The organism is Rhodococcus sp. SB1D (assembly GCF_048573875.1).
GTDB lineage: Bacteria > Actinomycetota > Actinomycetes > Mycobacteriales > Mycobacteriaceae > Rhodococcus_F > Rhodococcus_F qingshengii.
On the sequence record NZ_JBMAIQ010000002.1, the window covers coordinates 171,971 to 194,374 of the forward strand.

24 protein-coding genes and 1 tRNA gene are annotated in these 22,404 nt (G+C 63.5%); 15 read left to right on the plus strand and 10 right to left on the minus strand.

What is annotated here, in order from left to right; translation table 11 throughout:
- Positions 1 to 19 precede the first annotated feature (19 nt).
- Positions 20 to 559, plus strand: coding sequence for a MarR family winged helix-turn-helix transcriptional regulator (locus ACN50D_RS06300; RefSeq protein WP_099698127.1), 540 nt, complete (start codon positions 20 to 22; stop codon positions 557 to 559).
- Here ACN50D_RS06300 and ACN50D_RS06305 read toward each other — a convergent pair whose 3' ends face one another.
- The 6 genes from ACN50D_RS06305 to pcaH are packed head-to-tail and all read right to left on the minus strand — an operon-like array spanning position 560 to position 6,488.
- A complete protein-coding gene (locus ACN50D_RS06305) occupies positions 560 to 1,771 on the minus strand; it encodes an acetyl-CoA C-acetyltransferase (RefSeq protein ID WP_007730007.1) in 1,212 nt (403 codons plus the stop codon).
- Positions 1,772 to 1,795: 24 nt separating this feature from the next.
- On the minus strand, positions 1,796 to 2,620 hold the full coding sequence (locus tag ACN50D_RS06310; protein WP_211920977.1) for an IclR family transcriptional regulator domain-containing protein: 825 nt from the start codon (positions 2,618 to 2,620) through the stop codon (positions 1,796 to 1,798).
- Positions 2,617 to 3,798, minus strand: coding sequence for a 3-oxoadipate enol-lactonase (gene pcaD / locus ACN50D_RS06315; protein ID WP_211920976.1), 1,182 nt, complete (start codon positions 3,796 to 3,798; stop codon positions 2,617 to 2,619). Before pcaD ends, ACN50D_RS06310 begins: the two co-directional genes overlap by 4 nt.
- Positions 3,795 to 5,123, minus strand: coding sequence for a 3-carboxy-cis,cis-muconate cycloisomerase (gene pcaB / locus ACN50D_RS06320; RefSeq protein WP_050654574.1), 1,329 nt, complete (start codon positions 5,121 to 5,123; stop codon positions 3,795 to 3,797). The genes pcaD and pcaB overlap by 4 nt, the downstream gene beginning before the upstream one ends.
- Positions 5,124 to 5,134: 11 nt before the next feature.
- Entirely contained in the window at positions 5,135 to 5,776 is a 642-nt protein-coding gene (gene pcaG, locus ACN50D_RS06325) for a protocatechuate 3,4-dioxygenase subunit alpha (RefSeq protein WP_042446987.1), read from the minus strand.
- Positions 5,769 to 6,488 carry a protocatechuate 3,4-dioxygenase subunit beta gene (pcaH, locus tag ACN50D_RS06330; RefSeq protein WP_007730015.1) on the minus strand — a complete coding sequence of 240 codons (720 nt, stop codon included), beginning with the start codon at positions 6,486 to 6,488 and terminating at the stop codon, positions 5,769 to 5,771. Before pcaH ends, pcaG begins: the two co-directional genes overlap by 8 nt.
- 171 nt (positions 6,489 to 6,659) lie before the next feature.
- Between pcaH and ACN50D_RS06335 the strand changes: the two genes are divergently transcribed.
- Together ACN50D_RS06335 and ACN50D_RS06340 are read left to right on the plus strand one after the other, a co-directional pair.
- Positions 6,660 to 7,406 (plus strand): CoA transferase subunit A, encoded by a 747-nt coding sequence (locus ACN50D_RS06335; RefSeq protein WP_030536554.1) that lies wholly within the window; start codon positions 6,660 to 6,662, stop codon positions 7,404 to 7,406.
- The gene (locus tag ACN50D_RS06340) at positions 7,403 to 8,050 is read left to right on the plus strand and encodes a CoA transferase subunit B (protein WP_211920974.1); all 648 of its coding nucleotides are present in this window, start codon (positions 7,403 to 7,405) and stop codon (positions 8,048 to 8,050) included. Before ACN50D_RS06335 ends, ACN50D_RS06340 begins: the two co-directional genes overlap by 4 nt.
- Positions 8,051 to 8,113: 63 nt before the next feature.
- Here ACN50D_RS06340 and ACN50D_RS06345 read toward each other — a convergent pair whose 3' ends face one another.
- The gene (locus ACN50D_RS06345; protein WP_064114170.1) at positions 8,114 to 8,992 is read right to left on the minus strand and encodes an AraC family transcriptional regulator; all 879 of its coding nucleotides are present in this window, start codon (positions 8,990 to 8,992) and stop codon (positions 8,114 to 8,116) included.
- A gap of 154 nt (positions 8,993 to 9,146) precedes the next feature.
- Here ACN50D_RS06345 and ACN50D_RS06350 point away from each other — a divergent pair, with 154 nt between their 5' ends.
- The 4 genes from ACN50D_RS06350 (at position 9,147) to ACN50D_RS06365 (ending at position 13,248) form a co-directional block, all read left to right on the plus strand.
- Positions 9,147 to 9,719: a peroxidase-related enzyme gene (locus ACN50D_RS06350; protein ID WP_003940498.1), complete on the plus strand. Its 573-nt coding sequence runs from the start codon at positions 9,147 to 9,149 to the stop codon at positions 9,717 to 9,719.
- A gap of 133 nt (positions 9,720 to 9,852) precedes the next feature.
- Positions 9,853 to 11,550, plus strand: coding sequence for a hypothetical protein (locus ACN50D_RS06355; protein ID WP_081558474.1), 1,698 nt, complete (start codon positions 9,853 to 9,855; stop codon positions 11,548 to 11,550).
- Complete coding sequence (locus ACN50D_RS06360) at positions 11,522 to 12,139, plus strand: sortase domain-bontaining protein (RefSeq protein ID WP_211920972.1); 618 nt, start codon at positions 11,522 to 11,524, stop codon at positions 12,137 to 12,139. Before ACN50D_RS06355 ends, ACN50D_RS06360 begins: the two co-directional genes overlap by 29 nt.
- Positions 12,140 to 12,165: 26 nt before the next feature.
- Positions 12,166 to 13,248: a M20/M25/M40 family metallo-hydrolase gene (locus ACN50D_RS06365; RefSeq protein WP_064114177.1), complete on the plus strand. Its 1,083-nt coding sequence runs from the start codon at positions 12,166 to 12,168 to the stop codon at positions 13,246 to 13,248.
- Here the strand turns inward: ACN50D_RS06365 and ACN50D_RS06370 are convergent.
- Entirely contained in the window at positions 13,209 to 14,234 is a 1,026-nt protein-coding gene (locus tag ACN50D_RS06370; RefSeq protein WP_042446970.1) for a LacI family DNA-binding transcriptional regulator, read from the minus strand. The genes ACN50D_RS06365 and ACN50D_RS06370 overlap by 40 nt on opposite strands.
- Before the next feature lie 234 nt (positions 14,235 to 14,468).
- On the opposite strand from ACN50D_RS06370, the gene ACN50D_RS06375 reads away from it, so the two are divergent.
- The 8 genes from ACN50D_RS06375 to ACN50D_RS06410 are packed head-to-tail and all read left to right on the plus strand — an operon-like array spanning position 14,469 to position 21,444.
- A complete protein-coding gene (locus ACN50D_RS06375) occupies positions 14,469 to 15,311 on the plus strand; it encodes a BtpA/SgcQ family protein (RefSeq protein ID WP_003940276.1) in 843 nt (280 codons plus the stop codon).
- Between the two features lie 2 nt (positions 15,312 to 15,313).
- A complete protein-coding gene (locus ACN50D_RS06380; RefSeq protein ID WP_211920970.1) occupies positions 15,314 to 16,213 on the plus strand; it encodes a carbohydrate kinase family protein in 900 nt (299 codons plus the stop codon).
- A complete protein-coding gene (locus ACN50D_RS06385; RefSeq protein ID WP_211920968.1) occupies positions 16,210 to 17,217 on the plus strand; it encodes a substrate-binding domain-containing protein in 1,008 nt (335 codons plus the stop codon). Before ACN50D_RS06380 ends, ACN50D_RS06385 begins: the two co-directional genes overlap by 4 nt.
- 2 nt (positions 17,218 to 17,219) lie before the next feature.
- Complete coding sequence (locus tag ACN50D_RS06390; protein ID WP_003939830.1) at positions 17,220 to 17,990, plus strand: ATP-binding cassette domain-containing protein; 771 nt, start codon at positions 17,220 to 17,222, stop codon at positions 17,988 to 17,990.
- On the plus strand, positions 17,987 to 19,030 hold the full coding sequence (locus ACN50D_RS06395; protein WP_003939698.1) for an ABC transporter permease: 1,044 nt from the start codon (positions 17,987 to 17,989) through the stop codon (positions 19,028 to 19,030). Before ACN50D_RS06390 ends, ACN50D_RS06395 begins: the two co-directional genes overlap by 4 nt.
- The gene (locus ACN50D_RS06400; RefSeq protein WP_307850433.1) at positions 18,985 to 20,076 is read left to right on the plus strand and encodes a phosphotriesterase; all 1,092 of its coding nucleotides are present in this window, start codon (positions 18,985 to 18,987) and stop codon (positions 20,074 to 20,076) included. The genes ACN50D_RS06395 and ACN50D_RS06400 overlap by 46 nt, the downstream gene beginning before the upstream one ends.
- The gene (locus ACN50D_RS06405; RefSeq protein ID WP_054828143.1) at positions 20,069 to 20,821 is read left to right on the plus strand and encodes a glutamine amidotransferase; all 753 of its coding nucleotides are present in this window, start codon (positions 20,069 to 20,071) and stop codon (positions 20,819 to 20,821) included. Before ACN50D_RS06400 ends, ACN50D_RS06405 begins: the two co-directional genes overlap by 8 nt.
- On the plus strand, positions 20,818 to 21,444 hold the full coding sequence (locus ACN50D_RS06410; protein ID WP_192712185.1) for a TenA family protein: 627 nt from the start codon (positions 20,818 to 20,820) through the stop codon (positions 21,442 to 21,444). The genes ACN50D_RS06405 and ACN50D_RS06410 overlap by 4 nt, the downstream gene beginning before the upstream one ends.
- A 97-nt stretch (positions 21,445 to 21,541) precedes the next feature.
- Here ACN50D_RS06410 and ACN50D_RS06415 read toward each other — a convergent pair.
- Both ACN50D_RS06415 and ACN50D_RS06420 read right to left on the minus strand, forming a co-directional pair.
- Positions 21,542 to 21,615: transfer RNA gene (locus tag ACN50D_RS06415), tRNA-Met, on the minus strand.
- A 53-nt stretch (positions 21,616 to 21,668) separates the two neighbouring features.
- Positions 21,669 to 22,379: a FadR/GntR family transcriptional regulator gene (locus ACN50D_RS06420; protein ID WP_030536564.1), complete on the minus strand. Its 711-nt coding sequence runs from the start codon at positions 22,377 to 22,379 to the stop codon at positions 21,669 to 21,671.
- Positions 22,380 to 22,404 lie beyond the last annotated feature (25 nt).

Here is a 22,404-nt window from a genome sequence, read left to right on the forward strand (position 1 = left end):
CTAAACGAGGTGTGCAGTGGTGGGCGACTACAACCCGGACGACGCGGTGGACGCGGTTGCCTTGGCGTGGCTTCGCGAAAGGCCGGGCACGCCCGTGGAGGGTATCGGCATCGTCACCAGGCTGTGGATGTGCGCCAAGCTGCTCGGTGAGGATCGCCGACGGGTACTCGCCTCGGCCGGTGCGGACACAGCCACGCTGGACCTACTCAGTGTCCTGCGGCGATCCGGCGAGCCGTATCAGTTGACGACTCGCCAGATCACCGAGCAGACCGGAGTCACGGCCGGTGCGATCTCGCAGCGACTCGCACGCGCGGAGAACGCGGGTCTGGTGGAGAGGTCCTCCGCCGCGCAAGGGTCACGAATAGTGCTCGTGACCCTCACTGCCGCCGGTCACGAGCTGGTGGAGCAATTGGTGGACCGAGTTCTCGGCCGTGAAGCCGAACTGACGTCGATTCTCACCGAGCAGCAGCAGGCCGAACTCACCGAACTGCTGCGTGTCTTTCTCGACGGCCTACGCGGCGAACTCGGTGACTCCGGCGTCGCGCACGTCGGGGCTTGATCAGGACAGGCGCTCGAAGACCGCAGCCAGGCCCTGCCCGCCGCCGATGCACATCGTCTCGAGGCCGTAACGCGCTTCGCGACGGTCCATCTCGCGCAACAGGGTGGCCAGGATTCGTCCACCCGTAGCTCCGACCGGATGTCCGAGGGAGATGCCGGAGCCGTTGGGGTTGATGCGTGGGTCGTCGGCCTCGAGATTCCAACTCTGCAGGACTGCAAGTGCTTGTGCCGCAAAGGCTTCGTTGAGTTCGATGACGTCCATGTCCGCCAGGGACAGCCCGAGGCGGCCGAGTGCCTTCTCCGACGCCGGTACGGGGCCGATGCCCATGGTGCGCGGCGGAACGCCCGCAACGCTCCAACTCGCGAGGCGTGCGAGCGGTCGCAGTCCGAGGGTACGAGCTTTGTCGGCGGTGGTGACGATCGCCAGTGCTGCGCCGTCGTTCTGACCGCTGGCATTACCTGCAGTCACGGTGGAGTCGGGGTCGATCTTTGCGCGCATGGGACGAAGGCGCGCAAGCGATTCCATCGAGGTGTCGGCGCGTGGATGCTCGTCGGTGTCGACGAGCAGGGCCTCGCCCTTGCGCTGCGGAACGGATACCGGAACGATTTCTTCGGCGAAGACGCCGTTCTTCTGTGCTGCGACGGCACGCTGATGGGATTGAACCGCGAGTGCATCTTGATCCTCGCGGCTGATGGAGAACTCGGCGCGCAGGTTCTCTGCCGTTTCGATCATTCCGCCGGGAACCGGGAAGTCACGTCCGCCGGCTGTGACGCGGGCCCGCGCGAGACGATCGCTGAGCGCAACTCCTTCACCCTTGACGCCCCAACGCATTCCGGTTGCGTAGAACTCGGCCTGGCTCATCGACTCGGCACCGCCCGCGAGGACCAGGTCACTGCCACCGGACTGAACCTGCATGACGGCCTGGATGACTGCCTGTAATCCCGACCCGCACCGGCGATCCACCTGCATGCCGGGAACATCGATGCCCAGACCCGCGTTGAGCGCCGCGATGCGTCCGATCGCCGGAGCCTCACCGTTCGGCGAAGCCTGGCCGAGAATGACGTCGTCGATCTCCGCGCCGGAAATGCCGGTACGCGTGACGAGTTCGGTGATCAGCGTCGAGGCGAGATCTTCCGGGGCTACGTCACGGAAGACACCGCCGAAGCGGCCGACAGGGGTACGGAGCGGTTCACAGATGACAACGTCAGGCATTGGTTCTTCCTTGGGTCTGCTCGGTCAGCGGGTGGCAGCCGAGTGATTGTTGGACGACTGAGTACGTCCGAGATCGACGGAGATGGCGTCCGCAGTGGCGACTGCGGCCGGAACCAGTTCACCGCGAACAGCTTCGGCGCTGTAGCGGGCGGCTTGGGTGGAGATGTTGACGGCCGCGACCACGTCACCGGTCGCGTCCCGGATGGGTGCGGCGAGCGAGCGCAGACCCTCTTCGAGTTCCTGATCGACTATCGCGAACCCGTCGGTGCGAATCTTCTCGAGTTCGGCGCGTAGTCCGTCGGCGGTGGAGATGGTCTTGCCGGTCAGGCGGGCGAAGGACACTCGGGCGAGGTAGGCGTCCAGGGCGTCGTCCGGCAAGCCGGCGAGCAGAACTCGACCCATGGATGTGGCGTACGCGGGAAAGCGCGTGCCGATGGTGATGGAAACCGTCATGATGCGGCTGACCGGAACACGAGCCACGTACACGACGTCGTCACCGTCGAGGATCGACACGGACGTGGATTCACGGACCTTGGCGGACAAGGCTTCCAGATGCGGCCCGGCGATCTCGGGAAGGGACAGACTGGAGAGGTAGCTGTAGCCGAGTTCGAGGACACGGGGCGTCAACCAGAACACCGAACCGTCAGTACGTACGTATTCGAGTTCGACGAGCGTGAGTAGGAAGCGGCGAGCAGTCGCACGCGTGAGGTCGGTGTGCCGGGCAACCTCGCTGAGGGTGCGACGCGGGTGCTCACCATCGAAAGCCTTGATGACGGAAAGCCCACGGGCCAGCGACTGCACGTAGTCCGGGGACGGTCCCGGCGCTTGCTCGCTGCTGTTCTCACTCATGTTGTCTCGTTCTCCTCAGGTTCGGCCGAGAGGTCCGCGAGTGCTTGCTTTCCCAGCGCAAAAGCCAAGTTGCTGTTCGGCACACCCGCATAGACCGCGGTATGGAGAAATACTTCCACGAGTTCGTCGGGATCGATCCCGGCACGCAGCGCAGCGCGAATGTGCATGTCGAGTTCGTGTTCGTTGCCGACGGCAGTGAGGATCGCGAGAGTGAGGAGCCTGCGGGTGTGGTGATCGAGGCCGGGGCGCGACCAGATGTCACCCCACGCCGTGCGAGTGATGAAGTCCTGGAAAGGGGCGGTGAACTCGGTGGCACCGGCAATGGAACGGTCGACGTGGGCGTCGCCGAGCACCTGGCGTCGTACGGTCATGCCGGCCGACACGGCGGCGCTACGTTGGGCGAGCGCAGATGTGTGCGAGGCAATATGCGTTGCAAGTAGTTTGGTGACGTGCCCGGCTTGTTCGACGTTGGCCAGGTGTGCGCCCGGATCGACCACGTGCAGTACCGCATCGGCGATGCCGTCGGCGATCGCACCCAACGTCGACGGAGGCGTCGCCGGATCCTGCTCGCCCGCGACGAGGAGCGTCGGAGCGACGATGCGGGCCAGGTCGTTGCGGCCGTCCCACGTCGAAAGCGCCTCGCAGCAGGCGGCATAGCCCTCGTCGGGTGTGGCTTCGACCATCGCGACGTGACGGGCGACAAGCTCCGGATCATTCTCGGCCAGTCCCGGCGTGAACCAGCGTCCGACGACGGCGGCCGCGATTGACGCGATACCGTCCGCACGGACAGCCCGAGCACGATCGATCCACGGCTGAGCCGGGGCGAACTGCGAGGACGTGCACATCAAGGTCAACGTCTCGACGCGAGTGGGGTGGTGTGCGGCGATCCACTGGCTGACAGCGCCGCCGAGGGAGAGCCCGACGAGATGTACGGACTCGAGTTCGAGCGAATCGAGGAGAGCGATGACATCGCCGGCGAGATCGGCAATTGAGTAGGGGCCCGCAGGCACCGGTGACTTGCCGTGGCCGCGATGGTCGACGGCGATGACGCGGTAGCGATTCGACAGCGCGTGAATCTGCGGCTGCCACATGGACAGATCGGATCCGAGTGAACCCAGGAGAACCACTGCCGGGGCATCGAGATTGCCGGTCTGTTGAAAGTTGAGCGCGACGCTCATCGAGATCCTCCTGTGGGGCGTTCGGCGAGGGCGCGGTCGACCAGATCGGTGGCGTGGCCCAGATAGTGTGCGGGGTCGAGTAGTTCGGCGATCTCGGTTTCGCTCAGGTGCTCTGCGATGGCGGGATCACGATCCAATCTGGTTCCGGAAGTGGCTGCCGCGGTGACGATGTCGCGCGCTCGATCAGTGTGTGCGGACAGGGCCTTGGTGACACGCTCGGCGAGAATCAGGCCACCGGTGATGTCGAGATTGCGAGCCATCGACTCGGTGTGTACTTGCAGGCCGGTGAGGCTCACGGAAAGCTGGTGCGCCGCTCCGCCTGCCAGACGCAGGAGATCGGTGACGGTTTCCCACTCGGCGTGCCAGGGGCCTGCGGCGCGAGCGAATTCGTGATCCATGTTCGACAGGGCTGTGGCGACCAGTGCGGGAGCACGTCGCGCTGCTGCGCGGGCGGTGATGGCCGCGACGGGATTCTGCTTGTGCGGCATGGCCGATGAGCCGCCCGGAGCGCTTTCGGCGACCTCGGAGAGTTCGGTGGACGCCATGACGGTGATGTCGGTGGCGGGCTTGGAAACAGCGCCGGCGACGATACCGAGCGTGGTCGCGAGTTCTGCGATAGTCACGCGGTCGGTGTGCCAGGGAGTGACCTGCCTGGCCAGGCCGAGTTCGTCGGCCAGCGCGTCGGCGATCCTGAGCCCGTCGGGATACAACGCAGCGAGTGTGCCTGCGGCGCCGCCGAATTGAACCGGCAACGTGGACAGCACGATCTCGAGGCGAATCGCTGCGGCGTCGAGTGCGGTGAACCAACTCGATGCCAGTAGCCCGAAGGTGGTCGGAAGTGCTTGTTGTCCCAGGGTTCTCGCGACCATCGGAGTAGAGCGATGGAGGCGGGCGAGGTGTGCGGCGGAATCGGCGGCGCGGGTCAGGTCGGCCAGAACCACCGCGCCCGCGCGTCGCGTCAACAGCATCAGCGCACAGTCCATGATGTCCTGACTCGTGGCGCCCGGGTGCACCACGGAGGCAGGCACACCTTCCTGTCCGACCCTTTCGCGCAGCATCTTCACCAGCGGAATGACGGGATTTCCGCCGGCGGCCGACGCGCGGCCGAGCGCCACGATGTCCAGACCGCCCGGTTGTGAGAGTTCGGCCGCGGCAGCAGCCACCGCGGCGCAATGTTCCCCGTCCGCCAACCCGACTGTGGCCATCGCACAACTCAGTGCGGCCTCCACGTCGAGCAACGCGGTGACCCACGCCTGGTCGGACAGGTGCTCCGATACGCGGGTGGCCCCGAACACCGGGTCGAACAGTGCGCCGCGAGTGGGCATGTGTACTCCTCTTACAGCTCGAAGAAGGGCGTCTCGACGCCGTTCGCGTCCTCGTCCTGAACATAGACCGTCCAGGAGTACCCACCGTCGACCTTGGTTGCAACCAGCTTCGCGCGTTCGGTTTCGCTCAGTGAGGACAGCACCGGATCTGTTGCGTGTGCGTCGGCGTCTTCGGGGAAGTACAAGCGGGTGACCAGGCGGTCGAGCATGCCGCGAGCGAAGACCGACACGTTCACGTGTGGGGCCTCGTCCGCATCCGTTTCAGTGGGCTGCGCACCGGGCTTGACAGTGTGGACCAATGCAGTGCCCGTGGGATCCGCTGCGCTGCGGGCGAATCCGCGAAAACCAGCCGGAGTGAGCTCCACTGCGCCACGGGGATCGTCCGGATGGTTGAAGCGTCCGAGCGTATCGGCCTGCCATGTTTCGATCATCGCGTCGGCGACGGGTGTACGGGCGCCGTCGATCACCGTGATGGCCAGCGTGATTCGTCCGGGGGCATCGGCGGGAGCGGCGTCGGGGCCGTCCGTCCAGGGGAGGCCGATGTGCCAGTACGGCCCGACGGTCTGAGAGGGCGTGACACCGAAGGGGGCGGTGGTGAAGTCGCCGGGGACTACCGGATAAGTGGGTGCGGGCTTCGCGGTGTGATCAGTCATCGTGGTCTTCCTCGTTCTCGAATACGGAGGCGTTACGGCCGCGCAGGACGATGTCGAAGCGGAACCCGAGAGCCCAGTTGGGGACTGTGGCGTCGTAGTCGAAGACGCTGACCATGCGGTGACGTGCTGCTTCGGGTACCGCGTTGTAGATCGGGTCCTGGAAGAACATCGGATCGTCGGGGAAGTACATCTGCGTCACGAGGCGCTGCGTGAATGCCGTGCCGAACAGCGAGAAATGGATGTGTGCCGGTCGCCAGGCGTTGTCGTGGTTCATCCACGGGTAGGCGCCCGGCTTGATCGTGGTGAAGCTGTAGTGGCCGTTCGCGTCGGTGACGCAGCGACCCAGGCCGTTGAAGAACGGATCCAGCGGCGCGGGCCAGTTGTCGCCGGTGTGGCGGTAGCGTCCACCGGCGTTGGCCTGCCATACCTCGAGCAGTGTGTGGGGGACGGGTTTTCCGTCGCCGTCGAGTACGCGGCCGTGAACGACGATGCGCTGTCCCTGTGCTTCGCCGCCGTTGGCAATGGTCAGGTCGTTTTCGCCGGCGCCGACGCGATCCTCGCCGAATACCGGCCCGGTGAGCTCCGTGAGCCGCTGGGGGAGCAGCTTCAGCGGCTGCTTCGGGTGGCGAAGGGAAGTCGTCTTGTAGTCCGCGAAATCGGCCGGGGCGTTGACGCCAGTCGGCCGCTGGTACCTCGGCGGTAGATGCAGCATAGGGAACCTCGTCGTTCGGTTACGTGAAGTTGTTCGCAATGTGTACATGTGTTGCGCTCTGCGAACAGAATAGTTCGTAGATGTGACCCAGGCAATGCCGGGGGCGAAAAATGTTCGTTATGCGGACGGGGGTTCACAATACGTACGGGTCGCGCTACTGTGATCGACATGATGGACAAAGTCATTCCCACTGCTGCCGAGGCCGTCGCCGACGTGCCGGACGGCGTCACGATCGCTGTCGGAGGTTTCGGGCTCGTCGGAGTGCCGGAAATCCTCATCGATGCGCTCCTCGAGCAGGGCGCGACATCACTCGAAACGGTGAGCAACAACTGCGGCACCGACGGGTTCGGGCTCGGAGTGCTTCTGGAGAAGGGGCGTATCCGTCGTACTGTCAGCTCGTACGTCGGCTCCAACAAGGAGTTCGCGCGTCAGTACCTTTCCGGTGAGCTGGAAGTCGAACTCACGCCGCAGGGCACGCTCGCCGAGCGCATGCGCGCCGGGGGAGCGGGCATCCCCGCGTTCTTCACCCCGGCCGGCGTCGGCACCCAGGTCGCCGACGGCGGCCTGCCACTGCGTTACGACGGCAGCGGCGGCATCGCAGTTGCCAGTCCGCCCAAGGAAACTCGTGACTTCGACGGCGTCACCTATGTGATGGAGCGCGGCATCGTCGCCGACTATGCACTGGTCCATGCCTGGAAAGGTGACCGGCACGGCAACCTCGTCTACCGCGCGAGTACCCAGAACTTCAATCCGGCTGCAGCAACGTCGGGGCGCATCACCATTGCGCAGGTCGAGCACCTCGTAGAGCCGGGTGAGCTCGACCCCGCCGAGATCCACACGCCGGGCATTCACGTTCAGCGTGTTGTCCACGTCGGCCCCGTGACGGTCGGCATCGAGAATCGGACGGTACGAGCATGACTTCTGTACTACCCACCAAACTCACCCGCGAAGAGATGGCGGCCCGCGTCGCGCGCGAACTCGAGGACGGGCAGTACGTGAACCTCGGCATCGGTATGCCGACGCTGGTTCCGAACTACCTCCCGACCGACATCACCGTTGTATTGCACTCGGAGAACGGCGTTCTGGGCGTGGGGCCGTACCCGACCGAGGACGAACTCGATCCCGAGCTGATCAATGCGGGCAAGGAGACCATCACCGTTCTCCCCGGTGCGTCGTTCTTCGACTCCTCAGCGTCGTTCGGCATGATCCGCGGCGGCCAGGTCGACGTTGCCGTGCTCGGTGCCATGCAGGTCAGTGCCACCGGAGACCTCGCGAACTGGATGATCCCTGGCCACATGGTCAAAGGCATGGGCGGCGCGATGGATCTGGTCCACGGCGCAAAGCGCGTCATCGTGATGATGGAGCACGTCTCGAAGAAGGGTGAGCACAAGATCGTCGAGAAGTGCTCGCTTCCGCTGACCGGTAAGGGCTGCGTCCAGCGAATCATCACCGACATGGCCGTGATCGACGCGACTGACGACGGTCTCCGCCTGGTGGAGACGGCGCCGGGCATCAGCGTCGAGGACGTGGTTGCTGCTACCGGAGCGAAACTGATTCTTTGACAGTCTGTTTCATCTGATGGCTCAGCCGCCGGGTCGTGACTTCCATCCGACCTGGCGGCTGTTTTACGCCCCGACGTCGCTCAGCTCGCTCTCGACCGGAATCCAGAGCTCGAACCGTGCGACGGTGAAATCGTCGTTGTATTCGGTACGCATGATCTCGGGACCAGGTACGGAGCGAAAAGGGTTGGCAGGAAACCATTCCGTGTAGATATCTCGCCACAAATACTGCACAGATTCGATTTCCGACCCGTCGGCGGTGAAGACGGCCCACGTGTGTGCGTCGACCGTCAGCAGATCGAAACCCGTGGGTGAAGGTTTGCCGGTGACCACTCCCAGGTAGTAATCCAGTTCTGTGCCTTCGGTTCTGGGATGCGCCAAATTGTCGACGACACTGACGATTCCCGCCGGGTCCTGATCGGAGAGCTCGCGCAACCCTCGCAACGCAACCTTGTCCACGGAGCGGGTGAAATCTTCGATCGCAGAATTGGGACCTTCGTGAACCAATGGAACCCGGGTCTTGAACCCGACTACCGTCAGGGCAGGTTTGTCCACAAGCATGTAGTCCATCGGTGTGGCTCCTTCCAGTGTCACGTGAATGACAAGTTTCTGTTGGGATTTGAGAACGGCGGGAGCGCGTTTGACCGCGCCGGGGCTCACGCCGTGAAATGCGGTGAACGCTCGTGTGAAGGCTTCCGCGGACGAGTAGCCGTACTTCACGGCGGTCTCCAACACTCCTGATCTGCTGACGGACAACTCGGCACCAGCCAGGGTGAGTCGACGTCGACGGATGTATTCGGATACGGGAATGCCGGCCAGGGCCGAGAACATCCTCCGAAAGTGATACTCCGAGGTGGTTGCCAGCCTTGCCATCTCGGCTGTCTCGATCTCGCCGCTCAGATTGCTTTCGATGTAGTCGAGCGCGCGGTTCAGTCCGTCGATCATCGTGTCTTCCTGTTCACGGGTTTCACGCTACGCAGATCACTTGGGCCGTACCCGACTATCCGTGCCCGAAAAAGTAGGGCAGGAAATGGATCTGGACAACTCAGTTAATCATCATTATCTTGAATCGAACATCGATGGCTGACCAGGAGGCACAGTGAGCACCCGTTTTCCGCAGGCTGAATTGACCGAGGTGCCCGAGGACATCGCCGCCAAGATTCTCGAGATCCAGGAGAAGTCGGGGTTCGTGCCCAACGTCTTCCTGATGTTCGCTCGGCGCCCAGCCGAGTTCCGGGCATTCTTCGCATACCACGACGCGATCATGCTCAAGGAAGATTCCGCACTCACCAAGGGTGATCGAGAAATGATCGTCACCACGATCTCTGCGGCCAACAAATGTACGTACTGCGTTGTCGCGCACGGCGCAATTCTGCGTATCTACGAGAAGAAGCCGCTGGTTGCCGACCAGGTTGCGGTCAACTATCGCACCGCAGAAATCTCCGATCGTCAGCGCGCGATGCTCGACTTCGCCACCAAGGTGAACTCCGCCTCGCACGAAATCGCCGACGCCGACTTCGACGCCCTTCGTGTGCACGGCTTCGGCGACGAGGACGCGTGGGACATCGCCGCGATCACTGCATTCTTCGGGCTCAGCAATCGCATGGCGAGTTTCTCCGGCATGCTGCCCAATCCGGAGTTCTACCTGATGGGGCGCGTTCCGCGGTCCTGATTCTTGCGGGTAGAGCAGCAGCTCTCAATTTTTCGGACCGACCGGTCGTAACGTCTGGAAGTCAGCCGACGAAGTAAAGGCTGTCCACGCCGGAATTGCCGTCTTCGTAAAGAAGGCCGAAAGGTTGAGCGCTATGTCGGAGAAGTCCATCGCCCATTCTCGGAGGGTCCGCTCTGCGGCCGCCGGTGCCGTACTAGCTCTCGGATTGGCGGTGGGCGGCACGGGAATTGCATCGGCAGAGCCGGAAACCGTGTGTACCCCGAGCGCTGATCCGCTGGTGACCTGCGCCGAGGAAGAGGCAGCTGCCACCACCGACGCCGACGCGGCGACGAGCACCGAGACCACGCCGGAGAAGGTTGAAGCCGGGGTCGCGGGCACGGGCAGTGCCGAAACCGCTGGTACGGACGCTGCAGCACTGGCGGAAGCCGAAGCAAAAGCCAAGGCAGCTGCCGACGCGGCAGCGAAGGCCGCCGAAGCAGCCGCGACGGCAGGGGTCGACTCGTCCGCAGCGACAGACACTTCGGTGAAGGCGACCGAGGCAATGACCCAGGCGAGCGTCGAGGCAACCAAGGCGGCGGTCGAATCGACCAAGGCCAAGGCGGAGGCCGGGGCCGCGGAACAGTCTGCCAAGGAAGCCGAAGAGGCGGCCAAGGTTGCGGAGTCCGCGGCGGCCGATGCCAAGGAGGTAGCAAAAACAGCTCAGGCAGAAGCCGACGCGGCCGCTGCCAAGGCTGCGGAACTCGAGGAGGCTGCGAAGGCCGCCGGTTCGGGGCCCAAGACCGAAGAGGCAGCAAAGGCGCGCGCCGAGGCTAATGCTCTGCAGGCCAAGGCCGATGAGGCGAAGGCTGCCGCGGATGCAAACGCCAAGCTGGTTGCGGACAAGAACAAGGAAGCCGAGGAAGCCTTCAAGAACTGGGATTTCGCGAAGGCAGCCGTCGCTAAGGCTCAGGCGCTGGCCGCGGCTTGGAACGCCAAGCAGCTCGCGATCACCGTCAAGGAAACTCAGAAGGTGGCCACCGCCGCTGAAACCACGGCCAAGGCAGCCGAGTCCGCAGCTGCCACCGAGGTAGAAGCTGCTACCGCCGCCCGTAAGGCCGCAGATGAAGCGGCGGCTACTGCGGCTTCCGCGCAGAAGGATGCCGACGCTGCGCAGAAGGCCGCGGAGACGGCCCAGGCCGAAGCCGATGCTGCGGGCGAGGCTGCCACCGACAAGCGAGCCATCGCCGACGAAAAGGCTGCCGAAGCCGCCAAGAAGGCCGAAGCTGCCGAAGCGGCGAGCAAGAAGGCGCAGGATCTCTACCTGGCCGCCGAAGACGCGAAGGCCGCAGCCGACGCCGCGGCAGCAAAGGCCAAGGAAGCTCAGGCCGCTGCAGCCGCCGCAAAGGCCGAAGCGGATGCAGCGCAGAAGATCGTCGACGAGCTCAAGGCAAAGGGCGAGAAAGAGATCGACAACGGAACAGGCGTCGGCGGTGAAGTGATCATCGGTGAGCACACTGACGACGGCTCCGGGGTCACGAAGGTCGACGAGACCACCGCTGTAGTGAACAAGACCGGCGTCAAGCTGGTCGGCTACTACAACAATAAGGGAGCCTTCGACGTCGTCGACTACTACGTCACCGATGCCGACGGCGATCCGGCGCTCGCCGGAAGCCTGCCCCCGGTCGACCTTGCTCTCGGTGACACCGCAAGCAGCAGCACCAGCGGTAGCAGCAACTCCAACCTGCCGGCTGTATTGATCGGCGTCGGAGTCGTGGGCGCTGCCGCCGCAGCAGCTACGACGGTGGTTGTTCGTCGCAAGCGTCATGACGGCCCGGGCAACACGTCTGCGTAGCCTCGGTCTCTCGGCGGTAGCGATCCTCGCCCTCCTCGTATCCGGATGTTCGGGCGAGAACGCGGGATCGCTACCTGACCGCTCGCCGGTGCAGTCGCATATCGCGGCTGCACCGGCTTCGGTGACCGTCGATCCGGCAGAACCCGAGAGGATCGAGTTGAGGTCTGCGTCCGGGGTCACGTACCTGAGCAGTCCGTTGCACTCGGAGAAACTGATGCGCGGCGGCGAGAGTGGGCAGCAACTGAATCCCGTCGACGAACTGCCGGTGTGGTGGGGTGAAAGCGGAATGCCGGGAACGTCGACCACACAAACAGTTGTCGTGGTCGGCCACAACTACACCACTCGCGAAGCACCGTTCCGGGCGCTCCGGGTAGTGGAGCCGCATGATCGAATTCTCCTGGGTACACCGAACGGCACACTCGAGTACGACGTCGAAACAGTCGGGCCGCTGCACAAAGGTTCGCTGCTGGGAACTCACGAGTTGCGTGAATCAGTTCCCGGGCGGTTGATCCTCGCCAATTGTGATGTCGTCGAAGGAGAGTCGACCGACGACAATTACGTTGTCATCGCCCAGCTGGCAGCGCACTGAATCCGTGGCAGTGCAAGAATAGGGACATGGATTCCCTCGGACTTCTCTCGGAACTGGTAGCTCTCGACACGGTCTCGGGGGAGGCCGCTCCTCAACGGCGGGTGATGGATTCGATTGTCTCGTTGGTTCTCTCACGTGCGCCACAGGCGAAGGTGGAGTCAGACCTGACCGGCAATCATCCCTGGGCCTTGATCACCAACGAAGCTGCACCCTCGGCAGCCAGACTACTGTTCGCCTGCCACGTGGACACGGTGCCGGTGGGCACTGTCTCCGACTGGGAGTTCGACCCGTACGCCGCACAGGTCGACGGCGAATTGTTCCTCGGCAGAGGGACATCGGATATGAAGGCCGGCCTTGTTGCCGCTACTGCCGCGGTTGTCGACGCTTTCGAACGTGGAGTCCCGGTCGCACTACTGCTGACGAGCGACGAGGAAATCGGATCGCTCGGAGCTGTTCGTTCGGCCGACGCCGTGGCGAATCTCGAGGTCGGGGCTGTCATCGTTCCCGAGGCGACGGGCAATCGCATCAACCTGGGGCACCGCGGCGCACTGTGGCTCGAAGTGTCCGTCAAAGGAAAAGCCGCGCACGGGAGTACACCGCAGCGAGGAACTAACGCCGTCCTCAAACTGCTTGACGTCGTCGACCGAGCCCGGCGTGAGCTTCCGCTGTCGTCCGACGCGTTTCTGGGTGCCGAAACCTGGAACCTCGGCTTGGTCGGCGGGGGTTCGGCTCCGAACATCGTGCCGGACAGTGCACGTGCGGTGATCGATCACCGCACGGTGGGAGACGGCGCCGACCTGCTCGCGTGGTGGCGAGCCCAACCAGAAGTCGACTCGGTGGAGACGTCGATTCATCTGGGAGGTGTGCGTACCGACGCGTCGGATCCGTGGTTGGCTACCTTGCCTATCCCTGTTGCAACCGAACCGGTTTCGTACTTCACCGACGCTTCGGTACTGGCCGCCGCCGCCCCTGGTGCTCCCGTCGTGATCTGGGGCCCTGGCACTCCCTCGCTGATGCATGCGGCCAACGAAAGCGTCAAGGTCTCCGAACTGGACGATGCGATCGCTGCTTATGGTGCGGTTGCCGCCGCTTGGCCGACGGTGGACTGACGGACAATCAGTTCAGGAGCAAGCGCGATGTGGGCTGTCGACTCGGAAGAGTTGTTCATCGCCTGATCCAGAAGTCGCACAGCTTCTTCCGCGATTCTTTCCTGCGGCTGCCCGACGGTGGTCAACGGCGGGTTGCACAATTCGGAGAACGGGATGTTGTCGAAACCGGTGACCAGAACGTCGCCGGGAACGTCGATGCCCAATGCGTGACAGGTCTGCAACACGCCAAGTGCGATCAAGTCGTCGGCGCAGACCAGGGCGTCGGGGCGAGTTTTGCCGGTCAGGATGATGTTGGATGCCGTGCGCCCCCACTCGATCGAGTACTCGCCGAGTTGTGTCCACTCGTCACGAGTTTCGATGCCCATTCGATCCGCGTGGCGGAAGAAGCCGGCCCGGCGAAGTTCTGTTGACGAATTGGTCAGCTCGGAACTGATGAAGGCGGCTGATTGCGCGCCACGCTCGGACAGATGCTCCATCACCAGGGATTGAGCGGCGTCGTCGTCGACGCCGACCCAGTCCGTCTGGGTATCCATTGCAAACCGGTCCAGTTGAACGACCGGAAGCGTTGCCGCGCTGGCTCGGACGGCTTCTGCACTCAGTTCGCCGTGGCACGGGCTGATGATGATTCCGTCCACTTGCCGGGAGACGAGCGACTTGAGTCGCTGCGCTTCCACGTCGGGATCGGAACGAGAATCGCACAGGAACAGTTGTAGTCCGCGCCGAGCGAGGACGTGTTCGACGTTGACCACCAGCGAAGTGAAGAAGGGGTTCGCGATACTCGGAACCACCATTCCGACAGTGTCCGTCCGATTACGACGCAGCGAGCTGGCGATGATGTTTCCCGAGTATCCGAGAGAATCCGCGGCTCGTTTGATCGTCGCTGCAAGCTCGTCCGAGACAGGGCGGGATCCGGACAGTGCCCGCGACACGGTGGCCGTCGACACCCCGGCCAGTTCCGCGACATCGCGAATGGTCGCCTTGCGCATGCGTCCCCCGTTTTCTGCTCGATTCGGGTCCGAGGTTATCGAACCGCACGGTCCAGTGTCCCGCATGTAACGCGATTGAGGCAATCGTTTACAAATTCGAATTGTGAAATCCTTGACACAACCCGGTGTTGATCGCATAACCTGCTAATTCATCAAGGCAATCGATTACATCGTGTGCAGATCTTGTGCATGGACATACAGCGCAAATCTTGCGCATGGAATGGGGTAGCTGAAGTGACCGCATCACCGCTCGGAGTCTTTCCGCCCAAGCCCTCGGCGCTGGCAGAGATGTTCACCGGCACGCCATCTCTCATCGGGGCCATTCACCTCCCGGCCCTGCCGGGCAGCCCGCACTACACCGGGCAGCCGGTTTCGGAAATTGCTCGCTTCGCCGTCGAGGAAGCACACGCGTATGTCGACAACGGTTTCGACGGTGTGATCGTCGAAAATCACTGGGACATACCGTTCCTCAAGCCCGGCGAACACGGATACGAAACCGCCGCGAGCATGGGAGTCATCACGGCAGCGGTGGTCGGCGAGTTCGGCAAGGCCGTCGGCGTCAGCATCCTGTCCAACGCCGGCGAGTGCGGAGTGGCCGCAGCGTGGGCGGCAGGCGCGAGTTTTGTGCGCGTCAATCAGTGGGCAAATGCCTACATTGCCAATGAGGGCTTCATCGAGGGCCAGGCCGCCAAGACGACGCGCTTCCGCCATCGCATCGGCGCCGACCCGGTCCGGATCTTCGCTGACGTGCACGTCAAACACGGTGCGCATGCCATTGTCGCGGACCGCACTGTCGCGGAACAGACCGAAGACGCCGAGTTCTTCGACGCAGATGTTCTGATCGCGACGGGTTCGCGCACCGGTGACGCCGCTTCGGTCGACGAGGTTTCCGTGATCCGAGACAACACCGTTCTTCCGGTGATCATCGGCTCCGGCATCACGGCTGCCAATGTCGCAGCGCTGATGAAGGAATGCGACGGCGCGATAGTTGCATCCTCGGTGAAGGACAATGGACGCTGGTGGGGACGGGTCGCAGGCGAGAAGGTCCGCGAACTGTCCCGGGCCGCAGGAAAGTAACCATGATTGTCTTTTGTGGATACGCCAACAACGATGTGACGGTACATGTCCCACACGTACCGGTACTCGGTGAGCGCGTTCAGGCAACGGCCATCAGTCAGATCGACGGTGGAATGAATGCAAATGCTGCGGTATCCGCGGCCAGAATGGGCGCGCAAGTGATCTTTGCCGGTGCCGTGGGCCCGGACGCGCGGTCCACCGAGTTTCTCGAAGCCCTCGAGGCAGATGGCGTCGACACCAGTTGGTCGCCGCGAGATGCGTTCCTGTCGACGGCAGTTGTTCTCATCGCGCAGGACGGCGATCGCTCCATCATCAGCCAGGACGACCCGAACGATGCCGAACGCATCGGAGTTGTCGTCACCCGATTGGCGGCTGCCGGCGGTGGACGACTGTTCCTCGACGGATACCGTGCGGTCTTCCTCCCGGATGAATTACCGGGAAGCGTAAGTCTGGTAATCGATCTGGACGGTTGTGAAAACAAAGCCGCGGCACTGCGCGCGTTCGCTCTGGCCGACCACGTCGTCGTAGGGCGTGCCCTGTGGGAAGGCGAGTTCGGGATCGGTTTCGACCAGTGGCAGACTCTGGCCGCCGAGCACAACACACACCTGCTGGTGACCGACGGCTCGCGAGGTTGGACACTGGCCACACCGGACGGCGAGGTGACGAGCGAACCGGCAGTAGTGGTCGACGTCGTCGACGCCGTCGGGGCCGGTGATTGCTTCGGCGGTACGTACATCGCTTTTGTCGACGCCGGGCGATCACCGGTGGACGCCGCACGACTCGCCGGGGCATCGGCTGCATTGGCTTGCGCCACCGCAGGCCCCCGCGGATGCCCCACCCGAGATGAATTGAACCGCTTCACAGCAACATTGACCCCTCACACCCTTTTGGAGACTCGATGATGAAACGTGCATTGCCTCTGGCGCTGGGAGCTGCAGTCGCGCTCACGCTCACCGCTTGTGACTCGGCTTCGTCGAGTGACTCGAAGGACGCATCGGGGGGCTCGTCCATCCCGCAGCCGACCCGGGTCGCCGAAAGCTGTGACGGGACGAACGGCAAGCTCAAGGTCGGTCTGGTGACCATCAACCTCCAGGCGCTGTACTTCAACCAGATCAACAATGCCGCGAAGAACGTCGCGGACAAGGCAGGCGTCGACCTGCAGATCATCAGCGGCAACGACGATTCCGTCGCGCAGGCCAACGCCTTCGACAATCTGATCGCCGCCGGAGTCGACGCGATCATCGTCGATGCAATCGACACGGACGGAATCAAGCCGTCGGTGGTCAAGGCCAAGAACGCGGGCATCCCCGTCGTCGCGGTCGACGCGACCATCGACGATCCGGCACTGTCGACTCAGGTCGGTACAGCCAACGCCGAGGGCGGTGCCAAGATCGGAAACACCTTGGCCGACGTCGCGAACAACACCGGAACGGTCGGTATCGTCGGCGCGCTCAACAGCACTGTTCAGTTGGAGCGGCAGAAGGGCTTCACGGAGACCGTGACCGGCCGCGGAATGACCGTCGGCACCGTCGTGGACGGACGTAACATTCAGGAGAACGCACAGACCGCAGCGGAGAACCTGCTGACCGGCGGTGGCGACATGAAGTACGTCTACGCAACCGGTGAGCCGGCACTGATCGGTCTCGTCGCGGCGGTCAACAGTCAGAAGGCGCAGGATCGCATCGAAGCAGTCGGTTGGGATCTTTCGGATCAGGCGGTAGGCGGACTCAAAGCCGGTTGGCTTAAAGGCGTGGTCCAGCAGAACACCTTCGAATTCGGCCATGAGGCAATGAATTCGGCAATCGACCTGGGTTGCGGACGCGGCGCTCCGGCAAACATCCCGGTTCCCACCCAGATCGTGACCCCGGAGAACGTGGCCGACTACATGTACTACTTGGAGAAGTAATCATGGCACCTCCACTGATCGAACTCTCGGGCATCACCAAGTCGTACGGACCGGTGAAGTCCCTTCAAGGAGTGGACCTTCGGCTGGCGAAGGGTGAAGTACTCGGAGTGGTCGGCGACAACGGCGCCGGTAAGTCCACTCTGATGAAGATTCTCGCCGGTGCGGTTCAGCACGACGGCGGCGAAATGCGCGTCAACGGTGAACCAGTGCGCTTTTCGACGCCTCTCGACGCGCAGCAGAAGAAGATCGGAATCGTCTACCAGGATCTGGCTCTGTGCGACACGCTGGATGTCGCCAGCAACCTGTTCCTCGGCAGAGAACCGCGAAAAGGCCCCTTCCTCGACCGGCATGCCATGCACGAGAAGGCGGCTCACATTCTCGCCGACCTGCATGTCAAGGTGAAGTCGACCTACCAGGAGATCGGGCAACTGTCCGGCGGACAGCGGCAAACCGTCGCGATCGCCCGCGCAGTCTCCTTCCGCCCAGACGTACTGATCCTCGACGAGCCCACCGCAGCGCTTGCCGTCGCCGAGGTCGAGTCGGTGCTCAAGCTGATCACGGACGTCGCAGCGGCCGGCGTGGGCGTCATTCTCGTGACACACCGCCTGCAGGACCTGTTCCGCGTGTGTGACCGAATCACGGTCATGTACGAGGGGCAGAGTGTCGACGACGTTCCGATCGGCGACCTCAACATCGAGTCCCTCGTCGGACTCATCACTCGAACTCCGGTGCCGCAACGGACATCGGCAGCAACACAGGGAGCCACGGCATGACCACTCTCGAGAAGACTCAGGCGCCGATCGAGCGCAAGCTCGCCGCGAAACCCTCCTTGTGGGACAGCGTCAACAAGCCCACCCTCGCGATGCTGGCGGTGACAGTTGCTGTCGCAGCCGTCTTCTCGGCGACCACGTCGTCGTTCCTGACATTCACCAACCTGTCGAACCTGGCAACCCAGATCGCTCCGGTTCTGATCATCGCGGTGGCGATGACTTTCGTGATCACGGCAGGTCAGATCGACCTGTCCGTCGGTGCGATCGTCGCGTTCGTCGCGGCGATGAGTGCCGAGCTTATCCAGGCCGGCGTCGATTCGTCCCTGGTCTTCGTCGCCGCCCCGGTGATGGGTGCGGCCTGGGGCCTGGTCAACGGATGGCTCGCTGCCTATCAGGGCATTCCGCCGTTCATCGTGACTCTGGCGACGATGTCCGTCATTCGCGGTATCGCGCTGTATCGGACCGAAGGATTCTCCGTTCCGGTTCCGGCCGACACTTACTTCGCGAAGCTCGGAACTGCTGAGTTCCTCGGGTTCTCCGCCAGCGCCTGGATTGCTCTCGTCGTCGTGGTCATCGGAGCAATTGCGCTCAACCGCATGCGCTTCGGGCGCTACGTCACCGGTATCGGCTCCAACGTCGAATCCGTGCGACGGTCCGGCGTCAACACGCGTCGTGTGCTCATGATGACGCTCGTCTTCACCGGCTTGGCTGCCGGTATCGCGGGACTGCTGATCGCGGCTCGACTGGGCTCGGGTTCGGCCAACTCCGCAACGGGATTCGAGCTCACGGTGATCACCGCGGTGGTTCTCGGTGGCACCAATCTCTTCGGCGGTCGCGGCACCGTGATCGGTACCGTCATCGGCGCCGTCCTGACCGGAATCATCGCGAACGGACTGACCCTGCTCGGCGTGAGCCCGTTCCTGACACCGATCATCACCGGTGTCGTTCTGCTACTGGCCATCTGGATCAACATGCGCGGACATACACTGAGCGCGCTGTGGCGACACCTGCAGTCCGCACCGTCGGGGCCTGCACGCTCATGAGCAAGGTTCGTACTGTCACGGGAACTGTGGACAGCTCGGAACTCGGACTGGTTCTCCCACACGAACATCTGTACAACGACGTCACCGGTGCGTACAGCGAGGCCCCGGATCCGGTTGTGGCACAGCGGTTGGCCGGTCCGGTACGCGCCGAGGATGCCTGGCTTCTTCACGACAATCCGTACTACAGTCTCGACAATTGTCGAGTCGACGACGCAGCGGCCGTGGTGGAAGACCTTGCGGACTTCGCCCGCCTCGGTGGTCGGACGATCGTCGATCTGACACCGCCGGGACTGGGCCGGGCACCGGAGAAGCTGGCGGAGTTCTCGCGAAAGTCAGACGTGCGAGTGATCATGGGTTCAGGGTGGTACCTCGAGACGACCCATCCGGTCGAGGTCCACGAACTCGGTGTCGACGATCTGGCAGGTTCGCTCGTCGAGGAGTTCGATCCGGCAAAGGAATTGGCTCCTGGCGTGATCGGGGAGATCGGAGTCTCCCCGCTCTTCACTCAGAACGAGGCGAAAGCGTTGCGGGCGGCATGCATCGCCCAGCGCGAGGTGGACGTGCCCCTGTTCGTCCACCTTCCGGGCTGGCAGCGCGTGGGACATCACGTCGTCGACATCGTGGTCGACGAGATGGGCGTCGATCCGCAAGCAGTGGTCCTGTGCCACATGGACCCGTCCGGACACGACGCCGACTACCAACGATCGCTCGCCGACCGCGGTGTCTTTCTCGAGTTCGACATGATCGGGATGCCTTTCGATTTCCCCGGCGAGGGTCTTTCTCCGCATCCGGCGGAAACAGCCACTGCGGTAGCCGGATTGGTCACCTCCGGTCACGCATCACAGCTCCTGCTCAGTCACGACCTCTTCCTCAAATCAATGCTCAGAAAGCACGGCGGAAACGGATTCTCCTACGTACCACTCGCCTTCGCCGCCCGATTGGTGCGCGCAGGCGTAGATCCCCAGCAAGTGTCCGCATTGATGCGAGACAACCCGAGGTCGCTCTTCGAGCAGGCCGCGAAAGGAAACAGAAGCAGTCATGGGTAAACGAGTACTGATCGCCGGCGAGAGCTGGATGACGACGTCGACGCACGTCAAGGGCGTCGACGAGTTCAGTGTCCATTCCTACGTCGAGGGAGTCGGCCCGCTTCGGGATGCGCTCACCTCACGTGGCCACGACGTGACACACATGCCCGCACACCTGGTGCCGACGCAGTTCCCCGGTACCGCAGAAGCACTGTCGCAGTTCGACGTCGTCGTTCTCTCCGACATCGGAGCGAACTCGCTGCAGCTGGCTCCCGGCGTGTTCGACCAGTTCCGCGCCGGCGAGGATCGCCTTGTCGCGCTTCGTGACTGGGTGAACGCCGGCGGCTCACTGATGATGATCGGTGGCTACCTCTCGTTCTCCGGATTCCAGGCGCGAGCAGCTTTCCGCCAGACCGCGATCGCCGAGGTACTGCCCGTGACGATGCTGGCCGAGGACGATCGCGTCGAGACACCGGCTGGGATCGTTCCCACCGTCGTCGATGCTGCTCACCCGGCTCTCGGTAATGCCGGCGATTCCTGGCCCGCGCTCCTGGGATACAACCGCGTCGTCGCGAAGGACGGTGCCGTGGTTCCCGCCACCATCAACGGCGATCCGCTTGTCGCTGCCGGTGAATACGGCGCCGGACGGTCGATCGTCTTCACCTCGGACTGCTCGCCGCACTGGGCTCCGCCGGAGTTCTGTGAGCAGTGGCCCGGATACACCGACCTGTTCGACGGCTTGATCAGTTGGGTCGCCGGCGAATGAGTCGCTCCTCAGACCTGCTCGCGCGGCAGCAGAGTAATCTCGCTGCCGCGCGGGCGGTTCCATTCATCGAGGACACCATCGGCGGGACGTTGAGTGATGAGGGATTCCGCCGGTACCTCGTGATCGAAGAGGCATTCGTACTGACGGCCGTCAAGGTGTTGGGGTTGGTGGTCGCCGAATCCCCGACGCTCGACGACGCGCTCGACCACGTGACGTCGATGTCGAACCTGGTGGGCGAGCAGCGCGAGTATTTCGCGCACTTGCGTTCCCGCTTCCCGTACGAGGGTGACGCAGCGGCGCTGGTCGAGGAGTCGGCCGTGCTGTCCACGCACGCCTTGGCCCTCGCTCGCGAAGAGGGCAGGGCGGCGGCGCTGGTGGGCATGTACGCCGCGGAAACCCTGTATCTGTCGTGGTGCCGGGAGGCGGCGGCAGTGAAGGTAGATCGCGAACCAGCGTTGCAGGACTGGGTGGACATGCATGTCGCTCCGCCGTTCGTGTCCCAGGTGGCAGTGCTGGCGTGCGAAGTGGACGCCATGCCGAAGTCCGTGAGCGACGAGGACCTGGATCGGTGGTTCTCGGGCATGCTGGCCGCAGAGATCGATTTTCACAACGTGGCGGTGTGAGGTACTGCTGTGCGCCTTTATTAACCCCCGGCGGCTAATAAAGGCGCACAGCAAAAGGCCCGTAGGTCGCTTTCGCAACCTACGGGCCTCTTCTTTGTAGCGGGGACAGGATTTGAACCTGCGACCTCTGGGTTATGAGCCCAGCGAGCTACCGAGCTGCTCCACCCCGCGTCGGTGTGAAACCAACAGTACACGACTTCTGGAGGCGCAATTACCACCCCCTGTCACCGGCTGGAGTGCGCGCTTTCCGAGTAGTAACCGCGGATGTGGCCGACTATGCGCTGACGTGCGAGTTCGCCGTCACCCGCGTTGACCGCATCTACCAATCCTCGGTGTTCGTCACGCAGTCGCATGCAGGTGCTCGGCCAGCTGTCGATCTGGACGCCCGCGAGAACGTAGGCCTCGATGGACTCGCGCAGGCCGGTCATCATGGCTGCGATCACCTGATTGCCCGCCGCGTCGGCGAGCGCCACGTGGAACTGTGCGTCGAGTAGCAAGAATTCCTCGGCCGAGAGAGCTGCGTCCTCCATCGAGTCGAGCAGTTCGACGGCCGCGCGGAGGTCGGGCGTCGGGGTCCGCGATGCCAGGGACTGCATCACCTCGGATTCGAGCACGAGTCGTGTCTTCACTACGTCCGATACCGGAAAGCCCTGTGCTGCAACCTGCATCCGCATCAGCATGGTCATACCGCCGGTCGGTTTGGCAACAATCATCGCGCCGGATGTCGGGCCGGATCCAGTCTGCGCCTTGAGGAGGCCGAGTGCTTCCATGACCCGCAACGCTTCTCGGACCGATGACCGTCCGACGCCCAACTCTGCTGCCAGAATTCTCTCTCCCGGCAGGCGCTGGCCAGGAGACACCTCGCCTGAAACCAGCCGACGTTCGAGGTGGCTCAGTACTTGTTCCCACGCTCGCGGGCTCGGCTCGGTCGGCATGAGGCAAGAGCATAACCGGGTGGAC